The organism is Microbacterium sp. PMB16 (assembly GCF_051294855.1).
Classification (GTDB): Bacteria; Actinomycetota; Actinomycetes; order Actinomycetales; family Microbacteriaceae; genus Microbacterium.
The window spans coordinates 1818320-1831299 of record NZ_CP145908.1 but is presented as its reverse complement, the minus strand read 5'-3'; the positions used below and the strand labels follow the sequence as shown (position 1 = coordinate 1831299).

Sequence of the window (12980 nt, the reverse complement as noted above, 5' to 3'; positions counted from 1 at the left end):
CCTCCACGTCGACTTTCTGTTGCATGGTCGAGATGGAAGAATGAGCCCGTTAGTCGCTGTCGGAGGACCTGGAGATCCAGACGCTCTGATCGTTTCCTGCGGCCTCAGGATCGCTCACCCCGTCGAGAAAAACCTGAGCCCTGTAGTCCCCTGCACCGAACTCCCACACGTCGAATGCCCAGGTGGGGCCGCTGCACGTTGCTTGATCCGCCATCAGGATGAGCAAGGAGGGGAAGTTCTCGCCCTGCTGCCATGTGCCATGAACGGTAAGAGGGTCGTCCCACTCCAGATCGTCGACCGTCGTCGCTCGCGTCGGAACGCAGAGCAGGTTCGACGGCCACGACCGTGCGACGAACGTCCCGTCCTCTGCCATCGAGATCGTGGCAGTGTGGTCGCCTGCCTCCAGCGCCCATTCACCCACGACTTCGTCGGACGTCAGGTCGTCGGCCGGAGCCGACGCCACGCAGGCCGTGAGTACCAGTAGGAGGCAGGTAGTTACCGTAGCTGCAGCCACAATTCCCCGAGGACGCATATTTACCACCTTACCGTTGAAGTCCACGAGTAGTTGATCGAGACTGCCGAAAGGGGCCCTGTTGTTCCTGGCAAAGAATCTGCGTATTGGCGAATCGGGCTAGCCAATGATCCCAGCGTCATTGGGTTCGATGCGGAGAACTGGATGATCGCCGAACTTTCACTCGGCCTCTCAATGACTTCCGCGTGGAGCAAATGCGATCCGGTAATCGCGAGCGAACGCTCAGCGTTGGAAGCATCCTCCCATGCAAACATCGTAACCGCGTCTTTCTGGATATTCGGATTGCTCGGTATTCCCGGCCCCGCGTTGTAGTAGTAGCTGGACGTTATTCGCCTTCCGGCTATCAGGTCAGCCAAGATGATGTCCGTGTATTTTCGTGTCGCCGGTCCGTCTCTAAGGCCCTGCGTGGTGCGGAAGCTCTCGTCGAGATGGATGTATTGCGGCAAAGAACCTCCCATCCAGGCCGCGACAAGCTGTCCCTGCTCAGATTGAAGGAAGCGCCCAAGATCGTATTTGATGTAACCGCCCAGGTAAGCTCCAGTCTCGCGAGCCGGCCCCGTCCAGGGATCGAAACGATTGGCCTTCATCTCTTTCTTGCCCTCTTTGACCCACCGATCCCCGAGTTTCTGCGAAGCGGCCGCGCCGGGAATTGAGGTGAGATTCCTCCGGCCGCCACATTCAGATCCGCAATCGAACGCCATCTTCAATCCGGTCGGGTCCATGAACGTGGTGGGGTTGTTGCCGGAGTACGCGTACCCCGTGTTTCTGCTGCGGAAGGTTCGTGTCGATCACCGGGTCCACGGACACGAACTTCCCCAACGCGGGGTCATACGTCCGCGCACCGACATTCGTCAGCTGTGTCGCTTCAGCGACCTGCTTGTTCATATACCCGGCACCATCAGCCCACGCCTGTGAGCCAGACGCGATCGGCGCACCGAACGGGTCACGGTACTGCTGCACCGTCGACGACCCATCCGCCACCGTCTGCACATCCACCGTCCCCTCCAGATTCGAGAACAACCACGTCAACACACTGCCCGCCGTCCCCGACTTCGCCGACCGCTGCGCCACCGGCTTACCCTCCGCACCAGAGTACGTCCGGAAACCCTCCTGCACACTCGCCCCCGCAGCCTGCGTCACCGTCGTATCCCCCAGGAACAACGACGCACCCTCCGACGAGGACACCCGCAACAACAGGTTCCCGTCCGCATCGAACACGTTCGACTGCTCCTCCGACCCCTGAACGACCTTCGACACCTTCCCGACCGTGTTGAACGTCAACTCCTGACCCGGACGCGACACCTGGTTACCCGACTCGTCATACTCATACGACCCCGAGCCCTGACCCGCGGGGCCCGTAACCTCCTGCACCGCATGCGGACGCGCAGCCCCCGCCGCCGGATACTCATACTCCCGCGTCGACACCGACCCCATCGGCGAATGCGACGTCACACTCGTCCGATTGCCAGTAACGGTGTCGTAGCCGTAGTCGATCCACATCGGAGCGACGCCACCCATCGTCGCCGCCGACGGCGAGGCCGAACACTCCGTCGACGCATTCGGCGTCCAGGCGCGTGTCAACTGACGGAACCCGTCTTACGTGTAACAGGTCTTCTGCGTCGTCGCCTGCGGATGCGTGGCCGTCACCGTCGACGAGGTCACGTTCCAACCATGAGCCGATCATCTTAGAAGCAACGCCTAGCGCCCGACTCTAGGCGACGGGGCGGGTAAGTGATTTCAGGAATGCGTTGAGCCGGTCGTCAAAGACCAAAATCAGGAAGGATTCCGCGTCGTAGATCGAATGGATGATAACTCGCACCTCGCTTGCAATCAAGTTAACTTCCGACTCGCGTAACTCACCGCTTTGAGGATAGAAAGGCTCACTGCCTTCGCCTCCACAAATGAAGGCGTTGAGCGGATATCCAGAAGCGCCGCGTCTTATCAGAAGCATCAAGTCCTCTGGAGCTGAGCGCAGGTCGCTCCAACGGATGACTCTATCCTGCACGAAAGAGGCGTCATCGAGTCCTGGATCGCCGCGACGGGCAAGATCATCATCAACTACGAGAATGCCGACAAAGAACGCTGATATGCCTCGCAGGAACGTACCCAGAAGATAATCTGCATCGCCGAGTCGCGCAGACTGCAAAAAATCGGCGCTTTCGATGCCCGCTTGCCCTTGAGGCACGATCGCATACGCGTGCACCTTCTCTCGGTCGAGACCCGGAACCACCTGCTTGGACAGACGAGATCCTTGGTCTAAGGATTCCCTTGACCACTCGATGACTCGACTTATCGGAATCGAGACAAATGTCCCACGAACGTGCATTGGATCTCCACCCAATCTCAATCTAGTCAAGATACGACAGCGGTCGACTACCCCGGGAGCTTCGGCTCAACGCGGCCATCCGGGAAGACTCTGTACATAGTTCCGTCGGGTGCTCGCCAATCATAGTGTGGACCGATCGGCTCCGGGTGCTTCAGATCGGGGTACAGGTACTCGCGTGTCGTACTGTTGTACCAACTACCCGGGCCTGATCCGGGTGTCGTCTCTCTGCCCCTCCATTCCCAACCGGCGCCCGGCGAGATCGCGGGGTCGTCAAAATTAACCCGAACGGACGTGGGCGTACTCCTGGACGGATTAGCCGAGGTGCCTATGGCCACGCCCGTGCGCAGAATCCTCACGACTCCTACACCTGGGATGACTGTAATGGCTAGTTCTGCTGCCCTGAAGAGCCCCTGATTGAAGGCATCGTTCGCCTTCGCGTACTCCGGGCCACAAGGGATTCGCGTTGTCGGGAAATCGGCACATCGTCGATATTCGAGCAGCGGCCCCATCTGCTCAGCAAGCGCTTGTGCCTGCGTCGGAGTGAGTGTAAAGCGATCTGTTGAGCTGGCAGAGTTCGACTTTTCGCTGTTGCCCAGCGGTTTGGTCGTCGGGCGCGACTTGGGATCTTTCGTCTTCAGAACTCCGCCTTTACAGGAGGGACAGTCGATCTGGTGCTTCAACCCGGTCGGGTCCATGAACGTGGTCGGGTTGTTGCCCGAGTACGCATACCCCGTGTTTCTGCTGCGGAAGGTTCGTGTCGATCACCGGATCCACAGACACGAACTTCCCCAACGCGGGGTCATACGTCCGCGCACCGACATTCGTCAGCTGTGTCGCTTCAGCGACCTGCTTGTTCATATACCCGGCACCATCAGCCCACGCCTGTGAGCCAGACGCGATCGGCGCACCGAACGGGTCACGGTACTGCTGCACCGTCGACGACCCATCCGCCACCGTCTGCACATCCACCGTCCCCTCCAGATTCGAGAACAACCACGTCAACACACTGCCCGCCGTCCCCGACTTCGCCGACCGCTGCGCCACCGGCTTACCCTCCGCACCAGAGTACGTCCGGAAACCCTCCTGCACACTCGCCCCCGCAGCCTGCGTCACCGTCGTATCCCCCAGGAACAACGACGCACCCTCCGACGAGGACACCCGCAACAACAGGTTCCCGTCCGCATCGAACACGTTCGACTGCTCCTCCGACCCCTGAACGACCTTCGACACCTTCCCGACCGTGTTGAACGTCAACTCCTGACCCGGACGCGACACCTGGTTACCCGACTCGTCATACTCATACGACCCCGAGCCCTGACCCGCGGGGCCCGTAACCTCCTGCACCGCATGCGGACGCGCAGCCCCCGCCGCCGGATACTCATACTCCCGCGTCGACACCGACCCCATCGGCGAATGCGACGTCACACTCGTCCGATTGCCAGTAACGGTGTCGTAGCCGTAGTCGATCCACATCGGAGCGACGCCACCCATCGTCGCCGCCGACGGCGAGGCCGAACACTCCGTCGACGCATTCGGCGTCCACGCCCGCGTCAACTGCCGCAACCCGTCGTACGAGTAGCAGGTCTTCTGAGTCTGCTCCTGCGGATGCGTCGCCCCGATCGTCGCGGATGTGACGTTGCCCACAGCGTCACGTGTGAACGTGCGATCCGCGACGTAGTGGCCCACACCGCCGAACACGGCGTTGTCCTTGATGGCGAGCACCGCGCCAGTCGCGCTGTCGTAACCGTAGGTCGAGAACGCGCTGTTGGTGCCGTCGTACCGGTTGAACTGCGACAACTGACCGATCGGCGAGAAGCTCGTGGTGCCGAGCACCAGCGACGCACCGCGAACGCTGCCCAACCGCCCCCACGAGTCATACCCGAAGCGGATCTGTTCAGCCGGAAGACCGCCGATCGCAGGCACAGCCTTCGCCTGCAACGAGGAGTCCGGGTGGTAGTACGACGTGACCTGGTACGACGTGCCACCGAACGCCGGGGCACCGGCAGGAATGGACACCGTGGTGTTCAGTGGGTTGCCGGCGCGATCGTAAGCGCCGACCGTCGTCTTGTAGGCGTTCCCGGGACTACCCGCTGTCGAACCCGTGTACGACGTCGAACTGGTCACGCGCCCCTTCGCGATGGAGTCGTACGCCCACTCGGCGAGAATCGCTCCCGAGGCGTCACCCGCGAACATCGCCTTCTTGCGGTTGAGCTCGTCGTAGGTCGTCGTCACCGTCTTGCCGCGGGCATCCGTCGTCGACGTCATGTTGCCGACGGCGTCATACGTCGCGGTCGGCCCGCCGGTGTGAGCCCGGTCAGAGCTTGACTCTCGCTGACGCCAACAACCACTCGATCGCTTCCAGCGGCACGCCCGATTCGAACAGAGTCACGGTGCGTGCCTTCGAGGCGTCATCTTCGTACACCTCGGCAACGATCTCGCCGTCCGCCCTCGTGAGCTCGAGTGCCATCCCATCGCGCTCGCCGACGGAGCTCGCCAAGATCAGGTGGAAGTCTTCTTTCACCTCTACAGACTGTCCGACACATTCCCCTCTTGACCACATCGAGATATATCGTGTTACTCTCAACACACACGATATATCTCGATCCCTCAACACAGGAGAAGCAGACATGACCGAGAAGTGGCTCATCGCCCCCGGCGAGGAACGCGTCATCGACATCGAATCCATCACCCGGCTCAAGGTCGGTCTCGTCGGAGGACAGGTCGACATCATCGCCCATGACGAACCCGGCATCCGCATCGAGGTGCACGGCGTCACGATCAAGGACCTCCGCGTGGAAGCCCACGACGGCGAGGTCGAGATCGACCACCCACAGTTGGGCTGGGACAACTTCCTCGAGGTGTTCCGCAACTTCGGTTCCGGCGGCCCTCGTGCCGAGGTGAGCGTCGCGGTCCCCCGCGCCATCGCCCTGAACCTCGGCGTCGTCAGCGCCGGTGCCCTCGTCTCCGGCATCCGCAATGATGCCCGCCTCAACACCGTGTCGGGCGACATCATCGTCGACACCCTGATCGGCGACCTCAACGTGAATTCCGTATCGGGCGACGTGCAGGTGCACGGTCTCACCGGATCGATCACCGCCAACAGCGTCTCGGGCGACGTGGCCGTCACGGGCACCGTGCGCAAGGCGACGGTCGACATCGTCTCCGGCTCGACCCTGGTCGACGCCGCGGGCGACGTGAACACCATCAACGTGAACTCCGTCTCCGGTGGCACCACGGTGCGCCTCGACGAGTCGCTCGCCGCCAACTACGTGATCCGGTCGCTCAGCGGACGACTGCTCATCGACGGCGTGGAGCGCAGCTCCTCGGGTCCGAGCAACTACACCGGATCGACCGGAGAACTCGCCGGCCGGTTCGTCGACCTTCGGGCGAACTCCGTCTCCGGCGGCGTCACCGTGCTCCGCCGCGCACCCGAATCCATCACGAACGACGCCGAGTGGGAAGAGTCATGAGTCCCGCAGTCTTCTCCCACGGCGACCTGCGCCTCTACCTGCTGTCGCTGCTCGCCGAAGCGCCCCAGCACGGGTACGGCATCATCCAGTCGCTCACCGACCGCACCGGCGGCACCTACACGCCGAGCGCCGGCACCATCTACCCGCGTCTCGCGAAGCTCGAGGAGGAGGGCCTGGTCACCAAGACCGTCGACGGCCGCACCACGATCTACGCGATCACGGATGCCGGACGCAGAGAGCTCGAATCCCGCGAGGGCGACCTCGCGGGCATCGAGGCCGGACTCACCGATTCGGTGCGCCTCATCGCGAACGAGGTGCGCCAGAGCGTGAAGGAGGCGATGAAGAGCCTCCGCGCCGACTTCGCCTCGGCCGAGCACGACGAGCGGGCCGCGGCGAAGAACCGTCCGCGCGGAGCATCCGACGATGCCCGCATCGTCAGCCGGGAAGAGCTGCACCGGGCGGATGCCGTCGTCAACGCATTCCGCGCCCGCATCCGCACCGACCTGCGCACGCACGTGGCGAAGGGCGGAACGCTCCCGTCGTCCGTCGTGAGTGAGCTCGAAGATGGACTGGATGCTGCCGCACGCGGCATCACGACCGCCCTCGCTGCGCTGAACTCCGACCGCTGACGCCGGCACGGGAAGGCCCGGGATCTCTTCGGATCCCGGGCCTTCCTGTGCGGTGCCATAGCCTTGGCCGCATGACGAGACTGAAGTCGCTGATTCTCCTCGCGGCCATCGCTTCCGCAGTGACCCTCGCCGGGTGCAGCCCGACCCCCGCACCTCAGGGCGAGAGTGCCGCCCCCCGCACGCCGCCCGCCGCGACGACCACGCCGTCGGATGAGCCGTCGCCCGCCCCCACCGACACCTCGGTCGAGCTGCCGACCGCCGAGAACATCAGCTGCGAGACGATGCTCGATCCCCTGGTCGATCGCGCGTTGCGCGCCACTCAGGTCATCCCCGCCGGGAAGCCGTGGACGCAGTTCGGGTTCGAGCCGACGGGAGCAGCGATCGAATGCCCCTGGGGTTACGAGGGGCAGCCCCATAGTGTGACGTACTACGCCTGGGCTGCTCTCAGCGACGGGGAGGCCGAGGAGTTTCTGGCGCTGACCGCTCAGAACGGGTACACGACGACGGAGGACGAGCAGGGCACGTGGGTGACGGACGACGGAAGCACCCCGAGCGAGGTCTCCGGAATCCTGGTGACCGACGACTGGGTCGCCTTCGCCCCCGAGGCCGAACTCATCCCTGCGATCCTCTGGACTCGCTGACGCTCTGGGCTGCCGCCGACCGGAAAGATGACCTACTCGGCCTCCGGCCAGATCTCCTTCTGCGTGTCCGGAACGGACTCGCCGAGCGGAACCACCAGGATCGGGCGATGCTGCCGATGCGCGAGACGCGCGGCGACAGATCCGGTGAAGAACTCCCTGATCGATTCGCCGATGCCGCGCTTGCGCGTGCCGACCACGATCAGCTGGGCGTCGAGCTTTCCCGCGAGCTGCTTGATCGCCAATGCCGGGTCACCCACGAGCTGACGGGCGGTCCAGGTGATCCCGGTTCCGTCGAGGATGGCGGCGGCCGCGGCCTGGACCGCCTCGAATTCGGCGGCGCCGGCGTCGAAGTTGATATCGATCGGAGCCGAATGCACGTAGCCGTCCGGGTCTTCGTAGGTCACGAAACGAGTGACGTCGACATGGGCGACGACGAGCGGCACACCCAGCAGTCGGGCGTATCGCACGGCCTCGTCGACGACATGCCGGTCCTGACCCGGCTGCATGCCGACGATGACGGCCTTTTGCAGCGCCGCGTTCTGCGAGGCCTCGTCGGACGGAGGGGAAGTGCTGTCGGACATGAGGATCGCTCCCTTCACCGGCCTGGCATCAGCCAGGGGGTCTCAGCCGCGTGCTATTCTGAATGCTACTCTTACCGGCTTCATCCGGTGTCGTGAAATGCGTGGGCCTCTGCAGCCCGCAGCTGAAATCGTGAGGGGGTCTGGCGTATGGGCCGTGGCCGTCAGAAGGCGAAGCACACAAAGATCGCCCGCGAACTCAAGGCGTACAGTCCGTCGGTGAACTACTCCGCGCTCGAGCGCGAGTTGGCTCACCCGACTGACGAAGATGCCTACGTCGACAAGTGGGCCGACGACTTCGCAGACGAAGACGAGGACGAACTAGAGAAGGCCTGACCGCCGACTCTCTCGTCGACCCCCGTGCGAACCACGGGGGTTTCGTCGTGCCCCGGCATCGTCGATCCGCCTGAGAGGATCTCTTCATGCCCCACGTCGTCACCCTCTACCGCCACCCGATCAAGGGATTCACTCCTGAGCCCGTCACCGCTCTGACCGTGCAGGCGGACGGGCGGGTCGCCGGCGACCGCGTGCTCGCGTTCCGTTTCGCGGATGCGGTGACGCCGGAGAAGTCCGACGGACTGGACTACTGGCCGAAGTCGAAGGGCCTCGCTCTCCAGGACTTCCCGGCGTTGGCCACGCTGCGGACGAGCTACGACGACGCGGCGCAACGGGTGCGGATCGAGCACGACGGCTCGTTGCTCGTGGACGCGGGCCTCGACGAGGACGGCCGCGCCGAGCTCGTGGCCGCGATCACCGACTTCGTGTTGTCCACCCGCGAGGGCCGCCGGTTGCAACGCCCCGGCCGGCTTCGCTCGTCCTCGTCGGAGACGGAGTGACGTCGCGCTTCCAGGACCGCGCTCGAGGCTATGTGTCGCTCCACAGCCACGGCAGCACGCAGGCGCTGGCCGATGCCCTCGGCATGCCCGCCGACGACCGCCGCTTCCGCTCCAACATCGTCATCGACGGGGTCGGCCCGTGGGATGAGCTCGGCTGGACCGGTGATGTGCGCATCGGCGCCATGACGTTCCGCACGGCCGGACGCATCGTGCGCTGCCTCGCCACGCACGCCAACCCCGAGACGGGCGTGCGCGATGCAAAAGTCCTCACGACCCTCACCGGAGCGTTCGCCCAGGACGAGCCGACCCTCGGGCGGCTCCTGCTGCCCGAGGAAGGATCGCCGCAGGGCGTCATCCGCATCGGTGACGAGGTGCTCGCCCAGGGAACGGCGATCGGATGACCGCGCCATGTCAGCGCTCCCTTGCGGGAGACTGATACGTGCCTATTCCGTAACCATTCCGCGCTTGTGAGCGCAAACATTTTCTGATTTGATGAGCATGTGATCGACGATGTCCCGACGTCGGCCCCACACGCTGGGCGATCCGCAGGAACCTGACCTCAAAGAGGAGAACAGCATGGCAATCACCCCGCGCTTCACCCGCACCGCCGCGATCGTCGCCGTCGGCGCGGTGTCGGCCTTCGGCCTCGCGGCCTGCTCGTCCGGCGATTCCGGCAACGGCGACGCCGGCGGCGAGCCCGTCACGATCGAGTACATGCACCGCCTTCCCGACGGCGAGGGGATGACCAGCGTCGCCGAGATCGTCGAGCGCTGGAACAAGGAGCACCCCGACATCCAGGTCAAGCCGACGAAGTTCGACGGCAAGTCGTCCGACATGATCCTCAAGCTCGAGACCGACATCAAGGCCGGAAACGGCCCGTGCCTCGCCCAGACCGGATACTCCGAGGTGCCGCAGCTGTTCGTCAAGGGACTGCTGGAAGATGTCGCGGATGAAGCCAAGAAGTACGAGGACAACTACTCCGCCGGTGCTTTCAGCGGCATGAAGGTCGGCGAGGCGATCGTGGGCCTGCCGCAGGACACCGGGCCCCTCGTCTACTTCTACAACGAGGCCGCGTTCACGGCCCTGGGCCTCGACGCACCGGCCACACTCGGCGACCTCGCCGCCGACTCGACGACCGCCGCCGCCGCGGGCAAGTACGTCACCGCGTTCACGCCCGACGAGGCGCTGAACTGGCTCGCCGGTCAGGCAGCCGCCGCCGGCGACACCTGGTTCTCCACCGCCGGCGACGAGTGGAAGGTCGACGCCGAGGGCAAGGGCTCCGAGCGGGTCGCCTCCTTCTGGCAGGGCCTCCTCGACAGCAAGCAGACCCTCGCTACCGAGCGCTGGGGCGAGGGCTTCACCGCGGCCCTCAACGACGGCAGTCTGATCGGCCATGTCGGTGCGGCCTGGGAAGCGGGTTTCCTGCTCGACTCCCTCGACGGCACCCCCGCCGAAGGACAGTGGCGCGTGGCGCAGCTGCCCGACTTCGGTGCCGGCGCGATGAGCGGCCCGGACGGCGGCTCTGGCGTCGCGGTGATGAAGGGCTGCGAGCACCCGGCTGAGGCGATGGAGTTCAACGACTGGTTCAACACGCAGGTCGACGACCTCGCGTCGCAGGGCCTCGTCGTCGCCGCCAAGGGCGAAGTCGAGACCCCTGAGAAGATGCTCCGTCAGTTCGGTGGACAGGACGTGCTCGCCGAGCTGGCCACGGCGACCGAGAACCTGAACCCGGACTTCCCCTACGCCCCCGGCTTCTCCACGCTGTCGAAGATGAACGAGACCGCAGCAGCAGCGGTGGCAGGCACGGGCACCGTCGCGGACATCTTCACCACAGCGCAGGACACCGCGGTCGCCTCGCTCGAAGACCTCGGCCTCGCCGTAGCGAAGTGACCCGGACAGACAGCATCATCGGATGATCGACGGCGGAGTGCACGCGCAACCGTGCACTCCGCCGTCGCCATGAGGACGAGAGGCAGAAACATGGTCACTGCGACCGAGACGCGGGATCGGGCACCGGTGACCTTCTCGCGCACCCCCGAACAGAACCGGAGCCGCCGCCGGGCATCGCGCCGCGAAGGCATCACCGGATGGCTCTTCATGGCGCCGTTCGCGGTGCTGTTCGCCGTCGTGTTCCTCGTGCCGATCGTCGTGTCGGTGCGCTCCTCGTTCTTCGCGCAGAAGCCGGCCGGCGGTGGACTCTACGGCGGCGGCGAGCTCGTCGACACGTTCGTCGGCCTCGACAACTTCGCCATGGCCGCGGGCAACGGGGCTTTCTGGGCCGGCATGGGCCGGGTCGTGCTCTACGCCGGGCTGCAGATCCCCGTGATGATCGTCGTCGCGCTCGGCCTCGCCCTGCTGCTCGACTCGTTCATCGTGCGCCGCCCCGCCCTCTTCCGCCTCTCCTTCTTCCTCCCCTATGCCGTGCCGGGGATCATCGCGGCCATGATGTGGCTCTACCTCTACACACCGCAGGTGTCGCCCTTCCTCCCCTACCTGCCCGAGGGCACCGACCTGATGTCCCCGCAGACCATCCTGTTCTCGATGGCGAACATGACGACCTGGACCTACACCGGGTACAACATGCTCATCTTCCTGTCCGCTCTGCAGGCCGTGCCGCGCGACCTGTACGAGGCAGCGCGTCTCGACGGCGCATCCGGGTTCCAGGTCGCGATGCGCATCAAGGTTCCCCTCGTGCGGGGGGCCGCGCTTCTCGCGGTGCTGCTGTCGATCATCGGCACCATCCAGCTGTTCAACGAGCCTGTCATCATGCAGGCGGCGAACTCCTGGATGGGCAAGGACTTCACCCCGATGATGCTCACGTACAACACGATGATGGGCGAGATCTCGCCGTCGGGCAGCGGCCCGGCATCCGCGTACTCGCTCCTCATGGCTCTGATCGCGGGCGTGCTCGCGATCGTCTACGCGCTGATGCAGCGCCGAAGGGGCGACGCATGACCACCCGCGCTCTCATCACCACGACCGACGCCGGCACCCGGCGCCGTCCCCGCCGACCGCAGGCGGCAGATGTGCCGCCCCGGGCGATGGCTCCAGGACCGCTCGCCCGCGTCTTCGGCATCATCGCCCTGGTCGTCGCCACGCTGTACTTCCTGGTACCGGTGTACTGGCTCATCGTCGCGTCGACCAAGAGCAACACCGACCTGACGACGACGTTCGGATTCTGGTTCGCCGACTGGAATCTCGGCGCCAACTACGACAGCCTGATGGGCTGGACCCAGGGGCTGTTCTGGCGCTGGGTGGGCAACTCGCTGTTCTACTCGGTGAGCGCCGGCGTCATCGGCACGCTGTTCGCCGTGATGGCCGGATACGCGATCGCGAAGTTCGCATTCCCCGGCAAGCGGATCGCGGTGGGCGTCATCATGGCCGGCCTGCTGCTGCCGGTCGCCCTGCTCACGGTGCCGCTGTACATCGAGTTCGACGCACTCGGCCTGACGAACACGGCCTGGGCGATCATCATCCCCTCGGCGGTCTCCCCGTTCGGGGTGTTCCTCGGCATGGTCTACGCGCAGTCCTCCGTTCCGACCGAACTGCTCGAGGCCGCGCGCATCGACGGCGCCGGCGAAGCACGCATCTTCTTCACGATCGTGATGCGGCTACTGGGCCCGGCGATGGTGACGATCTTCCTCTTCATCTTCGTGGCGACCTGGAACAACTTCCTGCTGCCGCTCATGATGATCTCCAGCCAGGATCTGAAGCCCGTCACTCTCGGCCTGTACGGCATGATGAGCTACTTCGCCCCCGACAAGGGCGCGGTCATGCTCGGCGCCCTGCTGGGCGTCATCCCGCTCATCGTGCTGTTCTTCACGCTGCAGCGGTACTGGCGTTCGGGCCTGGCCGCAGGAGCCGTCAAGGGCTGATCAGCGCGACGCGAACGGCATCCGTCTCCTTCTCCGGGAGGGACGGATGCCGTTTCTGTTTGCTCCGTGGTCTCTTCTTCTCCACCTGGCGCG

Annotated in this window: 16 protein-coding genes; 9 read left to right on the top strand and 7 right to left on the bottom strand. The window is 64.7% G+C overall.

The annotated features are described in order from the left end of the window. Positions 1 to 49: 49 nt before the first annotated feature. From V5D55_RS08785 to V5D55_RS08760, 6 genes are all read right to left on the bottom strand, one after another. Positions 50 to 559 carry a hypothetical protein gene (locus tag V5D55_RS08785; RefSeq protein ID WP_435749020.1) on the bottom strand — a complete coding sequence of 170 codons (510 nt, stop codon included), beginning with the start codon at positions 557 to 559 and terminating at the stop codon, positions 50 to 52. After that, positions 535 to 1254, bottom strand: coding sequence for a hypothetical protein (locus V5D55_RS08780; RefSeq protein WP_435749019.1), 720 nt, complete (start codon positions 1252 to 1254; stop codon positions 535 to 537). The genes V5D55_RS08785 and V5D55_RS08780 overlap by 25 nt, the downstream gene beginning before the upstream one ends. Further along, a complete protein-coding gene (locus tag V5D55_RS08775; RefSeq protein ID WP_435749018.1) occupies positions 1211 to 2050 on the bottom strand; it encodes a hypothetical protein in 840 nt (279 codons plus the stop codon). Before V5D55_RS08775 ends, V5D55_RS08780 begins: the two co-directional genes overlap by 44 nt. Before the next feature lie 193 nt (positions 2051 to 2243). After that, on the bottom strand, positions 2244 to 2735 hold the full coding sequence (locus tag V5D55_RS08770; protein WP_435749017.1) for a hypothetical protein: 492 nt from the start codon (positions 2733 to 2735) through the stop codon (positions 2244 to 2246). Positions 2736 to 3506: 771 nt separating this feature from the next. Further along, positions 3507 to 5123, bottom strand: a complete 1617-nt coding sequence (locus V5D55_RS08765; protein ID WP_435749016.1) for a hypothetical protein — start codon at positions 5121 to 5123, stop codon at positions 3507 to 3509. A 49-nt stretch (positions 5124 to 5172) separates the two neighbouring features. Further along, the gene (locus V5D55_RS08760) at positions 5173 to 5379 is read right to left on the bottom strand and encodes a hypothetical protein (protein ID WP_435749015.1); all 207 of its coding nucleotides are present in this window, start codon (positions 5377 to 5379) and stop codon (positions 5173 to 5175) included. Between the two features lie 106 nt (positions 5380 to 5485). Between V5D55_RS08760 and V5D55_RS08755 the strand changes: the two genes are divergently transcribed. From V5D55_RS08755 to V5D55_RS08745, 3 genes are all read left to right on the top strand, one after another. After that, a complete protein-coding gene (locus V5D55_RS08755) occupies positions 5486 to 6328 on the top strand; it encodes a DUF4097 family beta strand repeat-containing protein (protein ID WP_435749014.1) in 843 nt (280 codons plus the stop codon). Beyond that, positions 6325 to 6957, top strand: coding sequence for a PadR family transcriptional regulator (locus V5D55_RS08750; RefSeq protein WP_435749013.1), 633 nt, complete (start codon positions 6325 to 6327; stop codon positions 6955 to 6957). Before V5D55_RS08755 ends, V5D55_RS08750 begins: the two co-directional genes overlap by 4 nt. Before the next feature lie 71 nt (positions 6958 to 7028). Next, positions 7029 to 7598 (top strand): hypothetical protein, encoded by a 570-nt coding sequence (locus tag V5D55_RS08745; protein ID WP_435749012.1) that lies wholly within the window; start codon positions 7029 to 7031, stop codon positions 7596 to 7598. A gap of 32 nt (positions 7599 to 7630) precedes the next feature. Here the strand turns inward: V5D55_RS08745 and V5D55_RS08740 are convergent, their stop codons facing one another. Next, positions 7631 to 8179: a universal stress protein gene (locus V5D55_RS08740; protein WP_435749011.1), complete on the bottom strand. Its 549-nt coding sequence runs from the start codon at positions 8177 to 8179 to the stop codon at positions 7631 to 7633. A gap of 147 nt (positions 8180 to 8326) precedes the next feature. Between V5D55_RS08740 and V5D55_RS08735 the strand changes: the two genes are divergently transcribed. The 6 genes from V5D55_RS08735 to V5D55_RS08710 all read left to right on the top strand — a co-directional run bounded on the left by V5D55_RS08735 (position 8327) and on the right by V5D55_RS08710 (position 12887). Then, entirely contained in the window at positions 8327 to 8512 is a 186-nt protein-coding gene (locus V5D55_RS08735; protein WP_307377341.1) for a DUF3073 domain-containing protein, read from the top strand. 86 nt (positions 8513 to 8598) lie between these two features. Next, complete coding sequence (locus tag V5D55_RS08730) at positions 8599 to 9012, top strand: MOSC N-terminal beta barrel domain-containing protein (RefSeq protein WP_435749010.1); 414 nt, start codon at positions 8599 to 8601, stop codon at positions 9010 to 9012. Next, positions 9009 to 9413, top strand: a complete 405-nt coding sequence (locus V5D55_RS08725; RefSeq protein ID WP_435749009.1) for an MOSC domain-containing protein — start codon at positions 9009 to 9011, stop codon at positions 9411 to 9413. The genes V5D55_RS08730 and V5D55_RS08725 overlap by 4 nt, the downstream gene beginning before the upstream one ends. A gap of 175 nt (positions 9414 to 9588) precedes the next feature. Beyond that, positions 9589 to 10902 carry an ABC transporter substrate-binding protein gene (locus tag V5D55_RS08720; RefSeq protein ID WP_435749008.1) on the top strand — a complete coding sequence of 438 codons (1314 nt, stop codon included), beginning with the start codon at positions 9589 to 9591 and terminating at the stop codon, positions 10900 to 10902. 90 nt (positions 10903 to 10992) lie between these two features. Next, entirely contained in the window at positions 10993 to 11967 is a 975-nt protein-coding gene (locus V5D55_RS08715) for a carbohydrate ABC transporter permease (RefSeq protein WP_435749007.1), read from the top strand. Next, positions 11964 to 12887 (top strand): carbohydrate ABC transporter permease, encoded by a 924-nt coding sequence (locus V5D55_RS08710; RefSeq protein ID WP_435749006.1) that lies wholly within the window; start codon positions 11964 to 11966, stop codon positions 12885 to 12887. Before V5D55_RS08715 ends, V5D55_RS08710 begins: the two co-directional genes overlap by 4 nt. Positions 12888 to 12980 lie beyond the last annotated feature (93 nt).

Excerpts from the sequence above, each read along its gene's own strand:
- V5D55_RS08740 (WP_435749011.1), bottom strand. The coding sequence starts at position 8,179 with ATGTCCGACAGCACTTCCCCTCCGTCCGACGAGGCCTCGCAGAACGCG.
- V5D55_RS08720 (WP_435749008.1), top strand. The coding sequence starts at position 9,589 with ATGGCAATCACCCCGCGCTTCACCCGCACCGCCGCGATCGTCGCCGTC.
- V5D55_RS08735 (WP_307377341.1), top strand. The coding sequence starts at position 8,327 with ATGGGCCGTGGCCGTCAGAAGGCGAAGCACACAAAGATCGCCCGCGAA.
- V5D55_RS08745 (WP_435749012.1), top strand. The coding sequence starts at position 7,029 with ATGACGAGACTGAAGTCGCTGATTCTCCTCGCGGCCATCGCTTCCGCA.
- V5D55_RS08755 (WP_435749014.1), top strand. The coding sequence starts at position 5,486 with ATGACCGAGAAGTGGCTCATCGCCCCCGGCGAGGAACGCGTCATCGAC.
- V5D55_RS08750 (WP_435749013.1), top strand. The coding sequence starts at position 6,325 with ATGAGTCCCGCAGTCTTCTCCCACGGCGACCTGCGCCTCTACCTGCTG.
- V5D55_RS08710 (WP_435749006.1), top strand. The coding sequence starts at position 11,964 with ATGACCACCCGCGCTCTCATCACCACGACCGACGCCGGCACCCGGCGC.
- V5D55_RS08775 (WP_435749018.1), bottom strand. The coding sequence starts at position 2,050 with ATGGGTGGCGTCGCTCCGATGTGGATCGACTACGGCTACGACACCGTT.
- V5D55_RS08780 (WP_435749019.1), bottom strand. The coding sequence starts at position 1,254 with ATGGACCCGACCGGATTGAAGATGGCGTTCGATTGCGGATCTGAATGT.
- V5D55_RS08715 (WP_435749007.1), top strand. The coding sequence starts at position 10,993 with ATGGTCACTGCGACCGAGACGCGGGATCGGGCACCGGTGACCTTCTCG.
- V5D55_RS08730 (WP_435749010.1), top strand. The coding sequence starts at position 8,599 with ATGCCCCACGTCGTCACCCTCTACCGCCACCCGATCAAGGGATTCACT.
- V5D55_RS08765 (WP_435749016.1), bottom strand. The coding sequence starts at position 5,123 with ATGACGTCGACGACGGATGCCCGCGGCAAGACGGTGACGACGACCTAC.